Source organism: Pararhizobium sp. IMCC21322 (assembly GCF_030758295.1).
Lineage (GTDB): Bacteria > Pseudomonadota > Alphaproteobacteria > Rhizobiales.
On record NZ_CP132335.1, the window covers coordinates 4,445,590 to 4,466,439 of the forward strand.

Annotated in this window: 22 protein-coding genes; 13 read left to right on the forward strand and 9 right to left on the reverse strand. The window is 51.6% G+C overall.

The features are described 5' to 3' along the window. Positions 1 to 15: 15 nt before the first annotated feature. Entirely contained in the window at positions 16 to 480 is a 465-nt protein-coding gene (purE, locus tag RAL91_RS21120; protein WP_306263043.1) for a 5-(carboxyamino)imidazole ribonucleotide mutase, read from the reverse strand. 196 nt (positions 481 to 676) lie between these two features. Then, positions 677 to 904, reverse strand: coding sequence for a YdcH family protein (locus tag RAL91_RS21125; protein ID WP_306258222.1), 228 nt, complete (start codon positions 902 to 904; stop codon positions 677 to 679). 195 nt (positions 905 to 1,099) lie between these two features. Here RAL91_RS21125 and RAL91_RS21130 point away from each other — a divergent pair, with 195 nt between their 5' ends. After that, positions 1,100 to 1,279: a YdcH family protein gene (locus tag RAL91_RS21130; protein ID WP_306258223.1), complete on the forward strand. Its 180-nt coding sequence runs from the start codon at positions 1,100 to 1,102 to the stop codon at positions 1,277 to 1,279. A gap of 143 nt (positions 1,280 to 1,422) precedes the next feature. On the opposite strand, the gene gloB is transcribed toward RAL91_RS21130, so the two are convergent. Beyond that, positions 1,423 to 2,193, reverse strand: a complete 771-nt coding sequence (gene gloB / locus RAL91_RS21135; protein ID WP_306258224.1) for a hydroxyacylglutathione hydrolase — start codon at positions 2,191 to 2,193, stop codon at positions 1,423 to 1,425. Between the two features lie 52 nt (positions 2,194 to 2,245). On the opposite strand from gloB, the gene RAL91_RS21140 reads away from it, so the two are divergent. Continuing rightward, positions 2,246 to 3,052 carry a class I SAM-dependent methyltransferase gene (locus RAL91_RS21140; RefSeq protein ID WP_306258225.1) on the forward strand — a complete coding sequence of 269 codons (807 nt, stop codon included), beginning with the start codon at positions 2,246 to 2,248 and terminating at the stop codon, positions 3,050 to 3,052. On the opposite strand, the gene RAL91_RS21145 is transcribed toward RAL91_RS21140, so the two are convergent. Next, the gene (locus RAL91_RS21145) at positions 3,003 to 3,482 is read right to left on the reverse strand and encodes a pyridoxamine 5'-phosphate oxidase family protein (protein ID WP_306258226.1); all 480 of its coding nucleotides are present in this window, start codon (positions 3,480 to 3,482) and stop codon (positions 3,003 to 3,005) included. The two genes, RAL91_RS21140 and RAL91_RS21145, sit on opposite strands and share 50 nt — an antisense overlap. Positions 3,483 to 3,667: 185 nt before the next feature. Here RAL91_RS21145 and RAL91_RS21150 point away from each other — a divergent pair, with 185 nt between their 5' ends. Continuing rightward, entirely contained in the window at positions 3,668 to 4,903 is a 1,236-nt protein-coding gene (locus RAL91_RS21150) for a putative DNA modification/repair radical SAM protein (RefSeq protein WP_306258227.1), read from the forward strand. Between the two features lie 35 nt (positions 4,904 to 4,938). Further along, complete coding sequence (locus RAL91_RS21155) at positions 4,939 to 6,399, forward strand: UdgX family uracil-DNA binding protein (protein ID WP_371932561.1); 1,461 nt, start codon at positions 4,939 to 4,941, stop codon at positions 6,397 to 6,399. Between the two features lie 5 nt (positions 6,400 to 6,404). Here the strand turns inward: RAL91_RS21155 and RAL91_RS21160 are convergent, their stop codons facing one another. Both RAL91_RS21160 and RAL91_RS21165 read right to left on the reverse strand, forming a co-directional pair. Then, the gene (locus RAL91_RS21160; RefSeq protein ID WP_306258229.1) at positions 6,405 to 7,388 is read right to left on the reverse strand and encodes a phosphatase domain-containing protein; all 984 of its coding nucleotides are present in this window, start codon (positions 7,386 to 7,388) and stop codon (positions 6,405 to 6,407) included. A gap of 334 nt (positions 7,389 to 7,722) precedes the next feature. Continuing rightward, positions 7,723 to 7,932, reverse strand: a complete 210-nt coding sequence (locus RAL91_RS21165) for a cold-shock protein (protein ID WP_306258230.1) — start codon at positions 7,930 to 7,932, stop codon at positions 7,723 to 7,725. A 605-nt stretch (positions 7,933 to 8,537) separates the two neighbouring features. Between RAL91_RS21165 and RAL91_RS21170 the strand changes: the two genes are divergently transcribed. Then, positions 8,538 to 9,467, forward strand: coding sequence for a glutaminase (locus tag RAL91_RS21170; RefSeq protein ID WP_306258231.1), 930 nt, complete (start codon positions 8,538 to 8,540; stop codon positions 9,465 to 9,467). Between the two features lie 110 nt (positions 9,468 to 9,577). Here the strand turns inward: RAL91_RS21170 and RAL91_RS21175 are convergent, their stop codons facing one another. After that, positions 9,578 to 10,651 carry a putative zinc-binding metallopeptidase gene (locus RAL91_RS21175; protein WP_306258232.1) on the reverse strand — a complete coding sequence of 358 codons (1,074 nt, stop codon included), beginning with the start codon at positions 10,649 to 10,651 and terminating at the stop codon, positions 9,578 to 9,580. 547 nt (positions 10,652 to 11,198) lie between these two features. Between RAL91_RS21175 and RAL91_RS21180 the strand changes: the two genes are divergently transcribed. The 7 genes from RAL91_RS21180 to RAL91_RS21210 all read left to right on the forward strand — a co-directional run bounded on the left by RAL91_RS21180 (position 11,199) and on the right by RAL91_RS21210 (position 18,116). Next, complete coding sequence (locus tag RAL91_RS21180; RefSeq protein WP_306258233.1) at positions 11,199 to 12,182, forward strand: sugar phosphate isomerase/epimerase family protein; 984 nt, start codon at positions 11,199 to 11,201, stop codon at positions 12,180 to 12,182. 58 nt (positions 12,183 to 12,240) lie between these two features. Continuing rightward, positions 12,241 to 13,287, forward strand: a complete 1,047-nt coding sequence (locus RAL91_RS21185) for a substrate-binding domain-containing protein (protein ID WP_306258234.1) — start codon at positions 12,241 to 12,243, stop codon at positions 13,285 to 13,287. Positions 13,288 to 13,373: 86 nt separating this feature from the next. Next, positions 13,374 to 14,885 (forward strand): sugar ABC transporter ATP-binding protein, encoded by a 1,512-nt coding sequence (locus RAL91_RS21190; RefSeq protein WP_306258235.1) that lies wholly within the window; start codon positions 13,374 to 13,376, stop codon positions 14,883 to 14,885. 31 nt (positions 14,886 to 14,916) lie between these two features. Then, complete coding sequence (locus RAL91_RS21195; RefSeq protein ID WP_306258236.1) at positions 14,917 to 15,894, forward strand: ABC transporter permease; 978 nt, start codon at positions 14,917 to 14,919, stop codon at positions 15,892 to 15,894. A gap of 5 nt (positions 15,895 to 15,899) precedes the next feature. Then, positions 15,900 to 16,760 (forward strand): MurR/RpiR family transcriptional regulator, encoded by an 861-nt coding sequence (locus RAL91_RS21200; protein ID WP_306258237.1) that lies wholly within the window; start codon positions 15,900 to 15,902, stop codon positions 16,758 to 16,760. Positions 16,761 to 16,768: 8 nt separating this feature from the next. After that, positions 16,769 to 17,641 (forward strand): ribokinase, encoded by an 873-nt coding sequence (locus RAL91_RS21205; protein ID WP_306258238.1) that lies wholly within the window; start codon positions 16,769 to 16,771, stop codon positions 17,639 to 17,641. A gap of 154 nt (positions 17,642 to 17,795) precedes the next feature. Continuing rightward, positions 17,796 to 18,116 carry a hypothetical protein gene (locus RAL91_RS21210; protein WP_306258239.1) on the forward strand — a complete coding sequence of 107 codons (321 nt, stop codon included), beginning with the start codon at positions 17,796 to 17,798 and terminating at the stop codon, positions 18,114 to 18,116. On the opposite strand, the gene RAL91_RS21215 is transcribed toward RAL91_RS21210, so the two are convergent. Together RAL91_RS21215 and RAL91_RS21220 are read right to left on the reverse strand one after the other, a co-directional pair. Continuing rightward, complete coding sequence (locus RAL91_RS21215) at positions 18,100 to 18,849, reverse strand: sulfotransferase family 2 domain-containing protein (RefSeq protein ID WP_306258240.1); 750 nt, start codon at positions 18,847 to 18,849, stop codon at positions 18,100 to 18,102. The genes RAL91_RS21210 and RAL91_RS21215 overlap by 17 nt on opposite strands. A gap of 77 nt (positions 18,850 to 18,926) precedes the next feature. Further along, positions 18,927 to 19,883 (reverse strand): glycosyltransferase family 92 protein, encoded by a 957-nt coding sequence (locus RAL91_RS21220; RefSeq protein ID WP_306258241.1) that lies wholly within the window; start codon positions 19,881 to 19,883, stop codon positions 18,927 to 18,929. Between the two features lie 195 nt (positions 19,884 to 20,078). On the opposite strand from RAL91_RS21220, the gene RAL91_RS21225 reads away from it, so the two are divergent. Continuing rightward, positions 20,079 to 20,834, forward strand: coding sequence for an FkbM family methyltransferase (locus RAL91_RS21225; RefSeq protein ID WP_306258242.1), 756 nt, complete (start codon positions 20,079 to 20,081; stop codon positions 20,832 to 20,834). The last annotated feature ends 16 nt before the right edge of the window (positions 20,835 to 20,850 follow it).

Sequence of the window (20,850 nt, forward strand, 5' to 3'; positions counted from 1 at the left end):
CTCGGATCCTTGAAATCAGACAGTATCGGTGGGTTCGTGCTGTACACTTGCCGTTTGTGCCGTGCGCCAATCGTCAAGACGCGCAGCAAGACTATCGTCCGACAGCGCCAGAATGGCGGCTGCCAGAAGTGCCGCATTTTTTGCACCAGCGTCACCAATGGCAAGGGTACCAACAGGAATGCCTGCTGGCATCTGCACAATGGACAAAAGGCTGTCTTGCCCGGACATGGTAATGGATTTTACAGGAACGCCCAGAACCGGTAGCGGTGTCATGGAAGCACACATCCCAGGCAAATGGGCGGCCCCGCCTGCACCAGCAATAATGACCTTAAATCCGTTCTCACGCGCCGATTTAGAAAAACTGACCAGGCGATCCGGTGTCCGATGGGCAGACACTATCTGGGTCTTGAAGCCAATACCCAGTTTTGACAGGATATCAGCTGCCCCCTTCATGGTTGGCCAGTCCGATTGACTGCCCATAATGACCGCAACTGGACATTCGTCCGGCCCGCGCCCATCCACATCACTATTTTGTGGCTCTTGAGAAGAGACAGCCATTACACATCTTCCATCGATTTGCAGTGGTCAGGGTCGTGCCCCGGAAAGCAAGCTGCCTACGCGGCAAACGTCGAAAATGCAAGGTTCACATCTACGAAACTGTCGAGTTTGACACCAATCAGGCAATTATATCAGGTAGTAATGCATCTTCCAGTTCTGCAATCTTGTCTTTCAGAAGCAGTTTCTTTTTCTTCAGACGCTGGAGTTGAAGCGCATCAGACAGGCCGCTTTGCAACAAGGCGGCAATGGCCGCATCCAGATCCCTGTGCTCCTGTCGAAGAATGGCAAGCCTGCCGCGCTGCTCCAACTGCGGAATTTCTTCAAGATCATGCTGTTCGTCACTCATCGCCCAATAGACCTGTTGTCAGGTAAACAAGCCCTATCTTACCTGATTGAAGGCTGTCGTGGCGAGGTCAAATAGGGCAAAATCAAATGGAAATATCGGATCTTTCCATTTTGCAGTGCACACAAACTCATATTCGACAGATTCATCGGAATATGAGAGAATACACGTGTTGATAGAAAACCAAGGAGATTGACTATGAGCATGGATGTACATTTGTCCAAATTGCAAGAACGTCATGCAACCCTCGAACAACAAATTTCCAAGGCAAACCAGCATCCTTCCATTGATTCTCTTGAGCTTTCAGAGATGAAAAGACGAAAACTTCTCCTGAAAGAAGAGATTGAGCGCCTCCGAACGGAGCCGCTGCTCAATTAGCGAAAGACCAATAAAAACGCCGGGTGTCACCACCCGGCGTCTTTGTTAAGTGATTCGTTTTCCAATCGGACTTTCCAGACAGCGCCAATTAAATCTGCCAATTGAGACCAGACACTGGCCTCCTGACACCGTAATAAAAAAAATCAGGCCTTGTCTTTGGCGTCCCGCAGAAAACCAAAAACACTCTCTGCGCTGGCATCGGGCATACCAATGGCCTGTTTCAAATCCGCTTCATCCGCGCGCAGAAACGGGTTGGTCTGGCGCTCCAGCCCTATGGTGCTGGGTAAGGTTGGCAGATCATCCCTGCGCAACCGCGCAACCTCTTCGGCCCGCGCCTTGAGTTTTGCGTTATCCGGATCAACCGACAACGCAAAGCGCGCGTTTGCCAATGTATACTCATGGCCACAATAGAGCCGCGTTGCATCTGGCAAAGCACCCAGTTTTTCGAGCGATTCCCACATCATGGCGTAGTCGCCCTCAAACACCCGGCCACAGCCAAGGGCAAACAATGTATCTCCGGCGAAGACAATTTTGTCATCGCTGAACCAATAGCTCACATGGTCAAGCGTGTGTCCTGGCGTTTCAAGCACGTTGATGTCCCGCCCGGACCACTCGATCACATTGCCCTGCGAAACCGGCAAATCAATGCCGCTCACTTTTTCCATGGAACGCTTGGGGCCGATCAGGCGCGGCTGAAACCGGTCATGCAGGGCTGGCAGGCCTGCGGTATGATCAGCATGATGATGGGTCAGGAACACATGGCTGAGCTTCCAGCCCTTGCGGTCCAGCGCGTCCAGAATGGGTTGTCCATCCGGCGCATCAATGGCCGCGGTCAGACCGGTATCCGGATCATGCACCAGAACGCCGAAATTGTCGCTTCGGCACATGAATTGTTCAATGACCAGTTCGGACATAATTTTCCTCATTCCTTTTCCCAAGCGGCACAGTGTGGGATATACGTAGCCAATGCAATTGGATGTTGTCGATCTACTGGAATTTTATCGCACCCCGCTGGGCCGGGTTGCAGCTGGCATATTGTCACGAAAACTCACGGAGTTCTGGCCTGATACCAAACAGGATCGTGTCCTGGGGCTTGGATTTCCAACACCCTATCTTGGCGCATTTGTTGAAGGCAGCGAGCGGGTTTTTGCTTTTATGCCCGCAGGGCAAGGCATTTTTGCCTGGCCAAAAGAAGGAAACCGTTCGGCTGTGCTGGTGGATGAAACAGCCCTTCCTTTGCCCGATTCCTCAATTGACCGACTGCTGATGGTCCACACGCTGGAAATGGTCAATGATCCACTGGCTACTCTCCAGGAGGCCTGGCGCGTCATGGCACCTGGTGGACGCATTATCATTATTGTTCCTTCACGTGGTGGCCTGTGGTCGCGGCTGGAAGCATCACCCTTCGGCTTCGGTAGGCCATTCAGCCGAGGCCAATTGCAGAAACTTTTGCGAAATGCCCTGTTCTCACCGGAAAGATGGGATGGTGCGCTGTATCTGCCGCCCTCCACTTCACGCATGATGCTGCGATCAGCCAATGCCATTGAAAAGGCCGGCCAGAAATTCTGGCCCGCTTTGTCAGGTGTCATTGTGGCAGAGGCCACCAAACGTCTGTATCAGGGGCTTCCCGTTGCAAACAAGGCCAAATCATCCAGACAGTTGCGGCCCACACTCGTCCCCGCATCGACCCGGCAGAACCACAATCCTGTCACGCCCGACGATGCTAAAAATTCATTTTTCTGTTGTCACCGACATCGGGCTGTTGGTCAGTGAAGTAACCCTTTGCCATCTCATATGCTGTCCTGATTTTACCGCTGGTGTTATCCCAATATTCCGCCTGCTCCGGCCTTACGGAAATTACGGCAACGTCCGCTGTGTCTGCATCGCCGTCAAACCAGATTTCACAGTAGGGTCCCCACAATTTTTTGATCAATGCGCGGTCTCTGGAGACCACTCCGCGGCCCGAGACTGAAGCGAAGCGATAATCTGACGGATCTGAAAAGTTCAGCGCAAGATCACTGTCGTGATGTAACTCATCCAGTTTCGGAGTGCCGTTTTCCGTCAGAAAATGTATGACGCCCGCTTCACGTTCTACGCGTGGGGCCATGGGGCGAGACCGCAGCTTACCGCCATCATTTGTGGTTACCATGCAGATATTGTGATCTTCAATCAGGTCCCAGAAATTCTCGTGAGTCTCAGTCATACAACGCTCCATAAAAAACATATCTTGTTGTCACATCATCACTCGGTGACGACTTGGGTTAACAACACCACAGGGCTGTTTAGGTTCCATCATCCGGGCCTGAATCTGGGCCAGACCACCCAAAAAATATGCCCACTATGTCAATTGCTAAAGACACATTGCAAAATAGAACATATAGTGAACATATGAAGCAGAAAACCCTGAAACAAAAGCTGGCCATTCTCAGTGATGCGGCAAAATATGATGCATCCTGTGCCTCCAGCGGCACTTCCAGTCGCAATTCCCGCAATGGCAGCGGGCTGGGATCGACCACCGGCTCCGGTATTTGCCATGCCTATGCGCCGGACGGCCGCTGCATATCACTGCTCAAGATATTGATGACCAATTTTTGCATTTTCGATTGCGTCTATTGCATCAACAGGGCCTCCAGCAATGTGGAACGTGCAAGATTCAGTGTGGAGGAGATTGTCTGGCTCACGATGGAATTCTATCGCCGCAATTACATCGAAGGCCTGTTTCTGTCCTCCGGGATTATTCGCTCCAGCGACAATACGATGGAACAGATGGTGCAGGTTGCAAAGACCCTGCGTGACGACCATCAGTTTCGCGGTTACATCCACCTGAAAACCATCCCGGATGCCTCCCCGAAACTTCTGGAAGAGGCAGGACTGTATGCTGATCGTCTGTCGATCAATGTGGAACTGCCAACTGATGCAAGCGTCTCCAGACTGGCACCAGAAAAAAAGCCACACCAAATCCGAAAGACCATGGCGGATGTCCGTCTCCAGATTGAGGAAAACAAGGACGCAACACATACCGGTCGCCGCAAACCCAAATTTGCTCCGGCGGGCCAAAGCACACAGATGATTGTGGGCGCTGACGCCTCCAACGACACTGATATTTTGAACAGCAGCGCAAGACTCTATTCCAGTTACAATCTGAAGCGGGTTTACTATTCCGGCTTCAGCCCCATTCCCGATGCATCCAGCACACTGCCGTTGATAAAACCGCCTTTGTTGCGGGAGCACCGACTGTATCAGGCTGACTGGTTGCTGCGGTTTTATGATTTTCAGGTTTCTGACATCCTGCAACCCGACGCTGGCGGGATGCTGGACCTGGATATCGATCCAAAGCTTGCCTGGGCCCTTGCCAACCGCGCCCTTTTCCCCGTCTGCATCAATACGGCTGACAAACGCAGTCTCATGCGCGTACCCGGGTTCGGGTCAAAAACGGTGGGGCGCATTTTGCAGACACGCCGACACAAGACTTTGCGCTATGATGACATGCTGCGCATGGGTGCAATCATGTCCAAGGCCAAACCCTTTGTGACCCTGCTGGACTGGTCACCTGGCGGATTGACTGACAGTGAAAATCTGCGCGCACGTTTTGCACCGCCACCGGAACAATTGGTGCTGCTTTGATATCTGCAGCAGAGGTAACAGTGACACTGCCCCTGATGGGGTTTGAAAAAGCCTTTCGCGAAAAAGCCCGGTTAGCCGTTCTTGAGCAATTACCGCCCGATCAATTGTTGTGGCGCAGCGACAGTGAAACAGAGGCAGATTTGTTTGGCCATAACCGACGCGACCTGCGGAAATCAAAAGGCAGCGTGCCGGAAGACAGCATCAGCGTTCCCAAAGCCTATATCGAATTGATGAAAGCTGTCCTTTGCCATTCCGATCCGGAGCGATTTCATCTGCTCTATCATGCCTTGTGGCGTTTACAGGCCGAGCGCCATCTTCTGCAGGACCGCTCATCCAGACTGATATCCAGGCTGCAGAACATGGCAAAATCCGTACGCCGCGACTGCCACAAAATGACGGCTTTCGTGCGCTTTCGCGAAATATCCAATGCTCAAACAGGGCCGCGGGCGTTCCATGCATGGTTTGAACCTGATCACTGGATCATCGAACGCGCTGGCCCATTCTTCGCAAACCGCTTCGGAGATATGGATTGGATAATCGAGACGCCCAAGGGCTGTGCCCAATTGCACGATGGCGCTTTGTCATTTTCAAAAGACGTGCCCCAACCGCACGTACCAGAAGACGAAACCGGCGAATTGTGGAACACCTATTATCTGAACATCTTCAACCCAGCGCGCCTCAAAGTGAAGGCCATGCAGTCGGAAATGCCCAAGAAGTACTGGCGCAACATGCCCGAAACCGCTTTGATTCCTGAAATGATCGCCACCGCGCAAAGCCGCTCGGAAGCCATGCAGAGGGAAGCTGCAACACAGCCACCATTTCGCGCAGAACGACTTCGGTCCATGATGCAGCAGCGCGAAGAGCTTGAGAATGCAAAAGCAAATCAGCAGATCGCTGCCGGTGGCCTGGATGACTTGAAGCTTCGGGCATCAGGCTGCACACGCTGTCCGTTACATTGCAATGCGACACAAACAGTCTTTGGTGAAGGACCAGCCGATGCGGAGTTGATGCTGGTTGGAGAACAACCGGGCGACCGGGAGGATTTGGCCGGCCGACCATTCGTCGGTCCTGCAGGTCAGCTTCTGGATAGACTGATGCAAGAAGCCGGAATTGATCGCGAGCGAGCCTATCTCACCAACGCGGTGAAACATTTCAAATTTGAACCAAGAGGCAAGCGGCGCATCCATAAAAACCCCAGCAAAGCGGAAATCACGCACTGCAAATGGTGGCTTGAGGCGGAACGCGCCGTCATTCGCCCAAAAGCAATCGTCGCACTGGGCGGGTCAGCCGCGCTGGCACTGACAGGACGCGGCGATGGAATTTTGAAACGCAGGGGAACAGTGGAAAGACTGCCGGATGGAACACCGGTTTTAATCACGTTTCATCCATCTGCCATTTTGCGCATGACCGGCGCAGCGTCTCAAACCGCACAGCAGGATATGCTTTCAGATTTACGCAGCGCCTTGCGCGTTCTGACCGCGCCAGCTTCTGCCTGAAAGGATCATTGCGTAGTTTCGATAAGCGGGGCAAAGTTCGGCCCTGTGTACAAGGCGACACCCGTGCTGCGGATTTTATCTGCAATATCGGCATCAAGATCATCCATCGGGCCTGCATGGCGCAGGCAGACCTCAGCAATAACCGTCTTGTGACGCTCAATTGCCTCCAGATAAACCTGCCCGTCATGTTGCCCTGTATCTCCGATCAGAACAAATCTGAGGCCGGGATTGGCTGAAATGATCGTGTCAATCGCATCACCCTTGTGGGAGCCATGAGAACTCTTGATGAATTGCGTTTTACTGATGCCAAGATCACGCAGAAATTTAGGGCCAAAGGGCACATCATTTCGTTGAAAAACAGCGCTCAAAAAACTGTGCAGATTCCATGGAGATGAACTGACAAAGAAAACCGGGTTCTTGCTGGCCTGACGCGTCCGTATGAGGGCAACCGTATCAGGGAAAATCTTCCGGCTTTCCACAGAGCCGGTCAGGGTTGTCCAAAGATTGCACGCCAGATTGAAAGCACCGGTCTGCATGATCGTGTCGTCAATATCGGAAATAATCCCAAACTGGGCATCCGGGTCGGGGATGACAATCGGCGCCTGACATTCATAGCCATGGGCGGGAAGCGTGACAGTCAGATACGCTGTCTGTTTATGAGGGACAGGGACACACACCTTGAAGTAGCCTTCCTCTCCACTGCGGGTCTTAATACCTGCAACCTCGACCTCCACATCACCAACTTCCCGTGTCACGAAATGCGACGCCATGGCGCGCATATTCCTCAGCAGACCGGGCTCCTTTGATACCGCTTCTGCCTGCCGGCGGCTGAGGACACGCCCGTGCACAACCACGCCCTCTGGCGTTCCATATCCTATAAAGGGATCAATCGTGAGGTTGTCTCTCGATCTGGCAGGACGAAATCGATCGATGAGGTTTTCAATGCCATAAGCGAGTTTCGCCAGCCTGTTTCTGCCTGATCCTGACAATTTGCTCTTCTCCGCTTTCAACTGAGGTCTGCAATCCTGCATGCAACCAAAAGATTGAAGCATGCATAGCAAAAATCATCACGCAACAGAGAACCGCCCATCTGATGCAGCAAAAAAAAATGCAATATGCAGTAAATTTTGCGTATATTTGGGAAGTTGCAGCAAGATAGTTTGGCGGCGTGCTGGCACGCATGCCCTAGCGAAGAGAGCAATTTCAATTTTCTGGAACCATGCTTGCTGGACGGGTTCCCAATAAAAAACGGCAGAGCCATGCTCTGCCGTTTTTTAACAATTTGATTGACGGTTTTGCGGCTCGGATAGAGCCAAACGCTAATCAGAGAAGTTCAATTTTACCAACTGATACTTTACCACTGCGGGCGTCATCCTGAGTGTCGAATGAAACCTTCTGGCCTTCGGAGAGTCCGCTGATTCCGGCGCTTTCGAGTGCTGTTGCATGAACAAACACGTCTTTTGCACCATCTTCCGGCTCAATGAATCCAAAGCCCTTTTGGCTGTTATAAAATTTTACGGTTCCCGTTTTCATGAGAATTTCCTTTCAATAATAAATGCACAAATGAATGGGTCACAGAAATCTGCGTCCATTCCCTTATCTCGATTTATGTAGAATCGCCTGAAAAGTGCGCAGTCATCAAAGACAGGCATAGAAGACAAGAAGTCCAGTACATATCGATTTACGTGCGCTATACCCCAATTGAGGTAATAGCAAGGCTTGATTTAAGCGAGCTCGAACAAAATTTTGCTTTCAAGCGTGCCATATCTTGAGTACCGGACTGACATGTCTTCGCTCGTTCTTGACACAATGCTCCAATTCATCGTGTTTTCTGAATGTCTGCATTCCACCCCCTGTCCTGGTCACCAGGCGAGAATATCTCTGTGACCTCCAGCCGGGTCTGAACTCAATTGGGGGGTCGAATTGGCGCGGTCTGAATAGAAAAAACAGAGCATCCAACATACGCGATGCTGCATGAAGTGTACCCTGTCGCGATGAACACACAGCCGTTCTTTACTTGACGCATGAGCACAGCGATTCAATTCCGCTTTTCGGAGTATACGAATGGATCACCCATGATAGGATGGCCCAAGTGTAGAACTCAATCACCTGCCAATCCATGTTAGAGAACCCGCCACATGCTCGATTTGCAATCGCTGCTGAATGACATCAGCCAGACGCTTTCGAACCAAACTGATCGCGGCAAAGTGGCCGATTACATTCCAGAACTCGCCAAACAGGACAACCAGCATTTCGGAATGGCCATAGCAACCATTGACGGGCAGTTGTTTTCCACCGGTGATGCATTCGAGCCGTTCTCGATCCAAAGCATATCCAAGGTCTTCACGCTGACGATGGCGCTCGGAAAGATTGGGGACAAATTATGGGAAAGGGTTGGCAGAGAGCCTTCAGGGACAGCGTTCAATTCCATTGTGCAGCTTGAGCAGGAAAGAGGCGTTCCAAGGAATCCGTTCATAAATGCCGGTGCCATTGTCGTCTCTGATGTTGTGCTTGCAGATCACCAACCCAAAGAGACTATCGGCGAGATAGTGCGCTTTATCAGATGCCTGGCAGATGACGATTCCATTATGATCGATGAGGATGTGGCGCAATCGGAAGGTGATACCGGTTTCCGCAATGCGGCGCTGGCCAACTACATGCGGGCTTTTGGCAATCTGCATCATCCGGTTGAGGAAACGCTGGACGTGTATTTTCACCAATGCGCCATAGCCATGACCTGCGTCCAGCTTGCACGCTCCGGTCTTTATCTGGCAAATGGCGGTATGAACCCATTGACCGCTTCGAAAGTGGTTCCCCGACACCGGGTACGACGCATCAATGCCATCATGATGACCTGCGGCCATTATGACGGGTCCGGTGAATTTGCGTTCTGTGTCGGCTTGCCAGGAAAAAGCGGCGTCGGCGGGGGGATTCTCGTAATTGTTCCTGACAAGGCAGCGATTGCGGTTTGGTCACCCGGATTGGATCCGAATGGCAACTCAAAACTCGGGACAATGGCGCTGGAAATGCTTGTGGCAAAGACCGGGTGGAATGTGTTTGGCGCATAGGCAAACTTCTTGTGAGCCAGACGGCATTGAATCAAACCATCATGATCCAAATTTCCAGCCACCCTCACTATGCAGTGCCCGCTAGCCTTACTGTGCAGTGCCCGCTACCCTTACTCTGCGTTAAATGGCGGACCCTTGATGGATTGTTGCTGCGCCTCAATCAGATCATGAACAAATTTCAGCTTTTCCGATATCCGCGGTGACAGGACAAATGGGTAATAATCGCTGATACCCATAGATCTGTTCATTGCATTCATTGCAACAGTCAGCGGAATCCAGTGCTGGATCAGTTGCAGGTGATCAGACACATGGTAAGGGTCCTCCAACTGCGCCAGAACGGGCGCTGCGGGGTGCGAAGGTTGCGGGTTCAGGCCATAGGCGCGCGCTGTCTCTAATCCACCCACGATGTGAAAATAGTGCGCCCATGTTTCAGCAAAATCCTCCCAGGGATGGGCGCTTGCATATCCACTGACATAGGATTGCTGCCAGTCAGAAACCGGGCCATTGATGTAATACGCCTTCAGCGCTTCGGCGTAATTCTGGCGTTCATCCCCGAAACAGGCGCGACAGGCGCTGATGACATCTTTTCCCGCGATCAGTCTGTCCCAATAATAATGCGCCACTTCGTGCCGAAAATGGCCAATCAGCGTTCGATAAGGCTCACCCAGAGTCGTCCGTTTTTTTTCGCGAATGGCGTCATCAGCCTCATCAATGTTGATCGTTATCCGGCCATTGTAGTGGCCCGTCATTACGCGCTTTTCATTGCCGTTCGGATGGGATTCATCGCCCAGCAACTCGAAATGCAGGGCCCCTTCGGACTTGTCGCGTTCTACCGCCAGAGGCAGTCCGAATTTGATCAGTGCATAAAACAACCGCCTTTTGGCACGCTCCAGTCGCCCCCATCGTTGTCGCCGTTCGTCATCAGATGTGTCTGGAATTTTCGTCGTGTGCAGGCAACTCAAACAAAACTTGCTCTGAGCGTCACGCGCGCACAACCAGTTACAACCGATAAGATCGCGGTTTGCACAGGGGCGCGGAGTGCCGCCCGACCCAGCAGATTCAACGTTCAGAACTACCAGTTGATCCTGCAGAGGCATATAGGCAAGACCAGAACCACAGCTGACACATTGGGTGTTCTCGAAATGAATCTGATTGTTGCAATTTGGGCAGAGAAATCGGCGCATATCTATCCTGTTTTCTAAAGTGAGCTACCTCTCTCATGATTGGGGCCGTTCTGAAATACATTTCTGCGCGATGTGATCCAGAATGCACGTGAAATCTGGACCCACGGATACCCACCAGCAAGGCCTTCCCCACTTTGAAACGGACAGCGATGCTCGTGATTTATCAAGGTCATTCCCGTGACTGCCGTATCGAGGTTCGTGAGGAAGATACAGAGCAGGCCGACCTTTCCCTGCACGCAAAAAGCGGTCAATCAGGGACGGTCTTCGAATAGCGACTTAAACCTCAGCGCCCATGAAATGTAGCAGCCATTTTACAATTTCGTTTACAGCGCCCCAATTGGCCGATTTTTCTGACATTCAGCTATACATATCCAGCAATTAGCCACCCCGATTATCCCGTTCACAGGGTCTTTCCGACCCAAATTAACACGCCCCCAAAGTGACTTTTCTTCTCCATTTCAAGCATTTACACATTCTCAAAAAATTCCTAATTGACAAATTCACAAAATTACTTTTATTTGTGAAGTAAGAATTATTGGAGGAAGCGGTGCCACATCAGAGATTTGCGACAAGGCTTAACTCGTTTGCCTCCAGGGCGCACGAATACTGGCCTGATCTGACCGGCAAGCCCTCTCCCATGCAGATGGCCGAGCGCGCCTCAACTGCTGAAGGTCTGACTGATGTCGATCTGAATTTCCCCGATCATGTGGAAAAAGATGTGCTGGCGCAAACCCGGCGGCTGAATGATCTGGGCCTTCAGATCAACGGTCTGGCGATGCGCTATTACACCAATCCCGGCTTCAAACTGGGCGCCTTTACAAACCCGGATGCAGCCACTCGCCGTGAGGCCATTGACCTGACCAAAAGAGGCATTGATGCGGCCCGGGCGACCGGCTCGGACCTGATGACCATCTGGCTTGGACAGGACGGTTTTGATTACAGCTTTCAGGCCGACTACGCGAAGATGTGGCAGGACGAGGTGGATGCCATCCGCGAAGTGGCTGACCACGATAAAGACTGCGCTGTCAGCATTGAATACAAGCCCAACGAGCCCCGCGCCTTTGCCCTGTTGCCAGATATGGCAACCACGCTTCTGGCCATTAAGGAAGCCGGCTCTGACAATCTTGGCGTGACCCTGGATTTTGCCCACGTTCTTTACGCCGATGAAGTTCCTGCCTTTGCAGCGGCCATGATTGCGCGCCATTCAAAGCTGCTCGGCGTTCACTTGAACGACGGCTATGGCAAGCGCGATGACGGGCTGATGGTCGGATCGGTGAACACCAAGGCAACCCTTGAACTGCTGTGGCAGATCAAAAAGGACGGCTACGAAGGTGCCATCTATTTCGACACATTCCCGGATGCCAGCGGACTGGACCCGGTGAAAGAATGTGAAGCCAACATCGCAACAGTCAACGGCTTGATGGCAGCCATCGGCCGCCTGGAAGCCGACAATCGCTTGAGCGATGCCATTGCCAGACAAGATGCTGTCTCATCCCAGACGATTGTCAATCAAGCCATTCTGGGAGCCTGAAACAGCCCAAATCCATCCACTATCCAAAGCAACCAAACATGTTCAACGGGAGGATACCATGAACAACAAATTCTTACTCACACTGGCAGCTGGCGCGCTTGCACTGAATTTCAGCACCGCATCCGCACAGGAGATGACGCCGCTTAACTCCGACAGCGAGCCAGACCGCATGGACTGGTCCGAGCTGGAAGCCAAATTTGGCGCTTTTCCAACTGTTCCAGATGGCACGCGGGTCGGTGGCGTTTCCAAAACCCTGACCAATGAATACTGGCGCACACTTGGCGAAGGCTATGCAAACATCGCCAAAGCCAACGACATTGAGTTTGTCTATCAGGCAGCCGCCAATGAAGGCGACCAGTTGGGCCAGCTGTCCATTGCGGAAACACTGATTACACAGGGCTTCGACGCGCTTCTGTTCTCGCCGCAAACAGATGCCAATTTGATGCCTGCCTATGAAGCTGCGATTGCTGCAAACATTCCAGTTCTCAACGTCAATGACGCTGTCATTCCAACGGTTTCCCACTATGTCGGCAATGTGCAGAAGGACAATGGCGTCCGCGTTGCAAAGTGGTTTGTTGATAACACCAGTGGCGGCAAGGTTGCTGTCATTGAAGGCCAGCCGGGCGTATTTGCTGCCGGTCAGCGAACAGCCGGTTTCACTGAAACCATTGAAGCTGCAGATGGCCTGGATGTGGTCGCCAGCGTGCCCGCAAACTGGAGCCGGGAACTTGCGTTCAATGCAGCTGCAAACATTCTGCAGCAGCACCCGGACCTGATCGGTTTCTATGCCAATAATGATGGCATGGCACTTGGTGTGGTGGAGGCTGTCAAAGCCGCTGGTCTGCAAGAGCAGGTCGCTGTGTTCGGCACTGACGGTGTTTCCGATGCCTATGCCTCAATCCGGTCAGGCGACCTGACGGGTACCGTGGACAGTTTTCCGGCTCTGACCGGCGAAATTGCCATGGAAGTTGTGCTCCGCCTTCTGGATGGCCAGGACCTGCCGCGTGTTGTGGCAACACCACAGGCCCTCATTACCAAAGACAATGTCGAAGATTATGCGACAACAGATATGGCTGCATTGCGCAAAATTCTGATGGCTGAATAAGGGTTCTCCCCCCAGGTCTGGCTCGCGGCTGATTGGCTGCGGGCCAGCTAAACTGAACAAAGCCCCATTTCGGATGAGGAATTTCCGTGTCATCGCCCGAGTACCGCCTCAGTCTCAAAAACGTCACAAAGACCTATCCAGGCATTGTCGCGCTTGATGACATCACCTTCAATGTGAAGGCTGGCGAAGTGCACGGCCTGCTTGGCGAAAATGGTGCCGGTAAATCAACCATGCTGAACATCCTGTCCGGAGTGCGCCCCGGCGATCAGGGTCAGATTGAAATCGACGGCAAGCCCGTCGAAATCCACAATCCGATTGCTGCCCGCGAAGCTGGCATAGCCATGATTCACCAGGAATTGCAGCACGTGCCGGAATTATCTGTTGCACAAAACATGTTTCTGGGACGGCCTCTGACAAGTGCTGGCCGCCTGTTTGTACGCACCCGCGCACAGGAACAGCGCGCCAGAGATGTTCTGGCTGATCTTGACCCTACCATAGACCCCGCTGCCCCGATCAAAACCCTGAAAGTGGCACAGCAACAGATTGTCGAAATCGGGCGCGCCCTGTTGGAGCAAGCCAGCATCATTGCAATGGACGAGCCGACCTCAAGCCTGACACCCAGCGAGTTTGAGCGTCTTGCCGAACTGATCAAAACCCTGTCTGAAAAGGGCGTTTCAATCATCTATGTATCCCACAAGATGGATGAGGTGTTTCAGGTCTGTCAGCGGGCCACCATTTTGCGCGATGGCAAACATGTTGCTGTTGTCGATATTGCGGATGAAACCGAAAATAGCATCGTTTCAAAAATGGTTGGGCGTGAAGTTCTGCATGCTGCCCACACAAGCTATGCAACAGCCGAAGAAATTCTGGCGGTAGACGGGCTTGGCCGTGGCAAAGCTGTGATTGATGCCGATTTCACACTGCATCGCGGCGAGGTTTTGGGCATTTCCGGTCTGGTTGGCTCCGGCCGAACAGAACTGTTACGGCTGATCGCCGGTCTTGACCAACCTTCAAGCGGCAATATCCGCGTCATGGGAAAACCGGTCAGGGCGCATGACCCCCGCGCCGCAATCCGGGCGGGCATAGGGCTGGTGCCGGAAGAGCGCAAACGCGAAGGCATTATCCATGCCCGCTCTGTCGCTTCCAATATGGCATTGCCGTCAATGGGTCAGTTCACCAGATCAGGCTTGTTACGTCATGGCTTGATGCACAAGAAGGCTGAGCAGGTGATGTCTGATCTGAGGCTGCGCCCGCCCAATGTACGACAGGCCATCGGAACATTCAGCGGCGGAAACCAGCAAAAGGCCATTATTGGCCGCTGGTTGGCCGCTTCCACCGAAATTTTCCTGTTTGATGAGCCCACACGCGGCATCGATGTCGGCGCAAAATCAGAGATTTATAATCTGATCGAAGAACTCGCCAAAGCGGGTAAGGCCATCATCGTCGTGTCATCCGAAATGCCAGAAATCATCCGCCTATCCGACCGCGTCCTCGTCATGCAGGAAGGCAGGCTCGTTGCCAATCTGCAAAAAAACGACATCACGGAAGACAGGATCGCCCACTACGCGATTCCCCGAAAAGATCAGGCTGTCGCATGACACAAGATCATTGCCATCCAGAGAAATTGAAATGACACAAACACCCGGTGCTGATGCACCCTCCCAAGGCCTCAATTTTTTCCGACTTAATGTAAGCCTGCGCGATGCTGGCACAATTTTGGGTCTTTTGATAATCGTCGTCGTCTTTTCTCTGCTGACACCTGTGTTTCTGACAGCGCCCAATCTCATCAACATTCTTCAGCAATCATCGCTTAACGCTGTCATTGCCCTTGGCATGACGCTGGTGATCATCAGCGGTGGAATTGACTTGTCCGTAGGGCCCACCGCTGCATTATCTGCCGTTATTGGCGCAACGTTAATGGTCGCTGGTGTTCCCATCTATCTGGCAATTCTGGCAGCTCTTGGCGTTGGAATTCTGTGCGGCCTGTTCAATGGTGTGCTGGTTGCCTATGCAGGTTTGCAGCCCTTCATCGTGACCCTGGGTGGCCTGTCGCTCTATCGTGCGCTTGCCTTGATCTACACCGGGGGCAACCCGGTATTTGGCATTCCGCCAGAGTTTCGGGCGATCACAAACGGCACATTATTGGGCATTCCCAATCCTGTCATCATCGTTGCAGCCATTGCCTTGCTGCTCTGGATTCTCCTCAATAAAACGCCATTGGGCGAATATATTCTGGCCGTTGGCGGCAATGAGGAAGCGGCACGTATTGCGGGCGTGCCAGTGGCCAAAACCAAAGTTGCGACATTTGTCATCTCCGGATCACTTGCATCAATTGCAGCCATGATACTGGTTGGACGCCTTGGCGCTGCAGAGCCAACCATCGGCAACCTTTGGGAACTGGATGCAATTGCGGCAGCTGCCATTGGCGGCGCATCACTGATGGGCGGAAAAGGCAGTATTGTCGGCACTCTGATTGGCGCAATCATACTCGGCGCATTGCGCAATGGCTTGACACTGATGAATGTACAGGCCTTCTACCAATTGCTGGCAACCGGAATAATCATCATTGCTGCCATGCTTATTGATAGAGCAACAAGAGGCAAGTAGCCAAAATGAACATTGAAGATCCTCGGGCGATTGGCGCGCAAATCCGCATGCGACTGCCACAACTGACACCGCTGGAACTTCGGGTCGTGGACGCAATTACGGCGCGCAAGGACCTGACGGAGGCCACGCCACTCAAGGAAATCGCGCAACAATCCTCTGTCTCTGAGGCCATGATTGTCAAAATTGCCAAGAAGCTCGGTTTTACCGGGTTTCGGGAAATGCGGATTGGACTGGTTGAATACAACCAATCGGATGCCGCCAATCTGTACCGCGAGATTTCACCCGATGATTCATCGGCAAGCGTCATCCAGAAAGTGTTTCACACATCCATGCAGGCCTTGGAGGAGACAATTGCCATACTGGATGTTGAAGCCTTCGACCGCGCAGCAGACATTCTGCACCGTGCCACCCATCGGGACTTTTATGGCATTGGCGGATCTGCGCAAATCGCAAGAGATGTTGCGCATAAATTCCTGCGTATTGGGCTGCGGGCTGCCATTTATGACGATTCGCACATGATGCTCATGTCAGCCTCAATTCTAAAACCGGATGACGCAGTCGTGGTCTTCAGTCATTCAGGCACAACGACTGCCGTTCTGGAAGCCACGAAGCTTGCCCGAAAATCCGGCGCGCGGACGATCGCTGTTACAAATTACAGCGATTCTCCCATCGCAGAAGCTGCTGATGTCGTGCTGTGTTCAACCGCCCAGGGCTCTCCATTACTGGGTGAAAATGCAGCGGCCAGGATTGCGCAGCTCAACATTCTGGATGCGCTGTTCGTGGCCATTGCGCAGCGCGATTTTGCAGCTGCGGAACGCAATTTGAACAAGACCATGAAAGCCGTCTCCGCGAAACGCGAAAAATAGGATTGAGAATGACCGAACCGAAAGCCGGCGTGGTTGTTGTGGGCAGCCTGCATTACGACCTGATGGTTGATGCACCCGACAGACCACGCAAAGGTGAAACGGTCACCGGAACCAGATGGTATCCAAAGTTTGGCGGAAAAGGCGGCAATCAGGCAGTGGCCGCCCATCATGCCGGTGCGGATACACGTTTCGTCGGCGCGCTTGGAATTGACAATTTTGCAGACTTCATGCTGGAGGCCCTCAAAGCCCACGGTCTGGACACCCAATGGATCACCACAACCAATGCCTGCGGATCTGGAATGAGTGTCGCGATCATGGATGCCGGGGGCGATTATGGCGCGGTCATTGTAACGGGTGCCAATGCCATTCTTGGGACAGATCATCTGAGCGATGAAAGCATCTGGTCCGGTGCCAGGACATTGATCCTGCAAAACGAAATCCCCGAAAGCGCCAACCTACATGCGGCCCGGGCCGCAAAGAACCATGGCATGCTGGTCGGCCTGAATGCGGCCCCATCCCGCCCCCTGTCAGACGAATTTCTGAATTTGGTCGATGTGCTTGTCGTCAATGCAATTGAGGCGCAGGATTTGTGTGATGTGGCAGTGAACGATCTTGCCTGCGCCCTGTCAGCCGCCAGCGCTCTGGCAAACCGCGTGCCCCATGCCATCGTCACTGCAGGCGGTGACGGTGTGGCCTATGCCTCTAATGATCACGAAGCTTTTTCAATAGAGGCCGATACCGTCGAATTGGTCAGTACCCATGGTGCAGGTGACGTATTTGTTGGCACCTTGTTTGCCGCATTGGCCCGGGGAACAGATATGAAGACAGCAATGACCCAAAGCAATTATGCTGCTGCCCTTCACGTGTCCCGAAAGCCGTAAATTTGCGGTGCAACATATGGCGTTGATCGGACCGGCCTTTTGATTGTCGATGCGCACAGTCTCAAGACTGCGTTATCCAATCCGCGCTTCGCCGCATTTACTGTTGAAACCCCTGCTGCTAGCTTCATGACAGGTAGGTTGGCAGTGTGGGACAATGCAGCAAACGGACATCCCTGAAAAACTGTTGTCTTTAGTCTATGCCACACAGACTGACCCGTCCATGTGGCAGGCTTTTTGCGACGAATTGAACTTCGTCTCCACTGTGCCCGTCATGATGTTCGGCCACAATCTCACATCCAACGAAAGTTTGGGATTGCTGGGAGGCGGTCTGGATCCGGCAGAACTTGAAACCTATCACGCGCATTTTGCCGACAAAAATCCATGGATGCAGATGAACGCAGTCATGCCGACCGGAACGGTGGGCGTTTCAGATCAGGCTTTGGAACGACGCGATTTGTTCAAAACCGATAATTAAAATGATCGATTTCTCGTCCATAAATATCTGATATTATATTTCTAGTCTCTGAATCGTAATAATCCCGATACTGTCGGATTTTCTTTGTGGAATTCAATTTTGACTGCGGCAGCCAACCGTCCCAGTCAATTCCGATCTCTTTGATAACATCGTTCAGTCCATTGTTGAGATCTTCAAATCTAATTATCCTGTCAACACAGATTTTGTCATCAATTGCACACATATCCCAATTCGAATTATGAAGCGGGACTATCTTTACCGATGGGTCGCCGCTCGAGAGCGCTTTCACAAAATCAGAAAAACTTGGTGGGTCCTGCACGCCTTTTGATTTCCAATAATAATCGCTTAACGTTTTGCACCACGGATTTCTGACAACGCAGAATTTGGTAAATTCAGCCCATTCAGCCTCATATGCTTGGCTCACCATTTTAGCTGGTGCATGTTGGGGAACTTCACCTAGAATACCTGAGTAATAACTTTTATTGCTCGACGAAACAAAATTCCAGACCTCCCCCACAATAAGCTTTTTGTAAATTGCCGAGAATTTGGGATGACGGAGTGCTTCCATCAACATCCTCCGCGGCGGGCGAACGCCCTGTCTAATGCAGTCTGTTATCGAACCCAAGACTATATCAGACTGCCCCAGATACCTGGTCAAAGATACAGTTATAGAACTGCCGGCAGTTTTTCTGCAGTGAAGGAATATAAATTTGTTCTTGTAACTTACGATCATGAAGCCATAGCAAATTGATATTTGAACTTAATACTCTTCTTCCGGGTGCGCATCGCAGTTGTAACCTTATGATGGATCTAATGGGTCATGAGCCTGGTGTCTTTTAAACGAGGCAAAAACTGAAGTATTTTTAGGTCTTCACATGTTGAAATTTTATACTGGTTCAGCCGGTTATCTACAAAATCTGAAACCTTTGCTCCCTTACTCGAGACTCGTCCTTTTTGACGTTTTTTCTCAAGCTCTTGCTCCGATCGTGTGAAATAATGATTCAGCTGAAAATGCTCGGATACAGCAAATTTAACATCTTCAAACTGATGCTGCTGCATCGTTTCGCCCCGTTCATTTATCAGCATTGGCCCTACATCAATGAAATGAAAGCAATGGGTTCCGGCAGCCAACACCTTTGTAGGGTCGAGGATTGTTTTATAGCGCAGCAGTGACCTTTGTTCGGGGACAGGAGGGAATGCACCCTTTTCGGTATAGTTTTCTATCACCAGGCCTTCCGGTTTTGACTTATGGCCATTTGGCCCAAAATTTTGCCAGGGTATGGAGACACATATCTGATCGCAAACCTTCTCCAGAGCCTCAGTTAGCGTTTCCGAAGTGGGCGAAAATAGAAATTCATCAACATCAAAAAATGCAACCCATCGGTAGGGCGTACAGAAATTTGCTATTGCATGAGCATTCGCCGCCTTCTGCGGATGCAAAACCTGCGAAAAATTGCACCATGGTATCACGGTCACAACGCCACGCTGTTGATATTTAGCAAGAATATCAAGTGTGTTGTCGGTCGATCCATTATCGTAGATGAAGAAATGGTCAAATCCCATCATCAGATGAAATTCAATCCACTCATCAAGGTAATCTTCTTCGTTTTTCAGAATTGTGACGCACGCCAATCCCTCACTGGATCTAGCCAATGGCTTTGTTCGGGGAATTCGATAGTTGCCTGTTTCCGAGCCCCGGCGGCGCTTCGATTTCAACAGTTTGCGAAACTGTCTGAGGCCGCTTCTTACCCTTGCGTCAATTGCCACCGAATTCTACCGCTCAACATCCAAACGAAAGCTCGCCCGCGAACTTTTCCTTGAGAAAATCAAATAACTTGTCGCCTGGGATTATCCAAACTAAAAACGCAAACGTCTCATATTTTTAGCAGCGATAGATGTATCATCCAACGGTTTTAAGCCATAGATGATGCCCCGCTTGGACGATAAGGCAGCGCCCCAAAAATGAAAGTTTCAAGCATCGACAGTGATATCAAGTCACAATCAGTCTCTTGGCTGGCGGCGCGTTGGCGCCGTTGGTTCGGCGGCGGTCGCGTCAATTTTGATGGGATATATCTGAATGTTGATAATAAGATGCCCCAAGGGTTACGGCGAGCGTTGTGGCGGGCAGATTATGAAAGCGCTGAGAGGGCGATTGTAAAACGCGCTCTGAAGCCAACCGACCGGGTGCTGGAGGGAGGCGGTGGTCTCGGCCTAGTATCCATGGAGATTGCCAGGATTGTAGGCAATGAAAACCTGTTGGTTTATGAGGCTTCTCCCAGCTCTCACGCATTACTGTCAAAACATGTGGCTGCAAACGGCTTTTCGTTTGAGATTCGAAACAAAGCGCTCTCCGACAAAGAAGGAAGCTTACAGTTTTTTGTCCATGACAATGTCCTGTCATCCAGCAGCATTGCACGGAACGAAACAAAGGAAATTAGCATTCCGTGCGATGATATTCGTTCAATCGTAAATTCGTTTCAGCCAAATGTTCTTGTTTTAGATGTGGAAGGCGCTGAAGTAGACACATTGAAACGTGCGCCGTTGAATTCAATCGACAAGATCATTGTAGAAATTCACCCGCATCTGGTCGGCGATGCTGCCCTGACAGGGCTTTACCAGCACCTCTATCAAGAGGGGTTTGTGCTGAATCATGACAATTGTTGGCAAAAGGTCTTGAGTTTCAACAGATCTGCGGCAAATTCGGCTAATGGTAGTTAAGGTCTAAAGCCGCTGA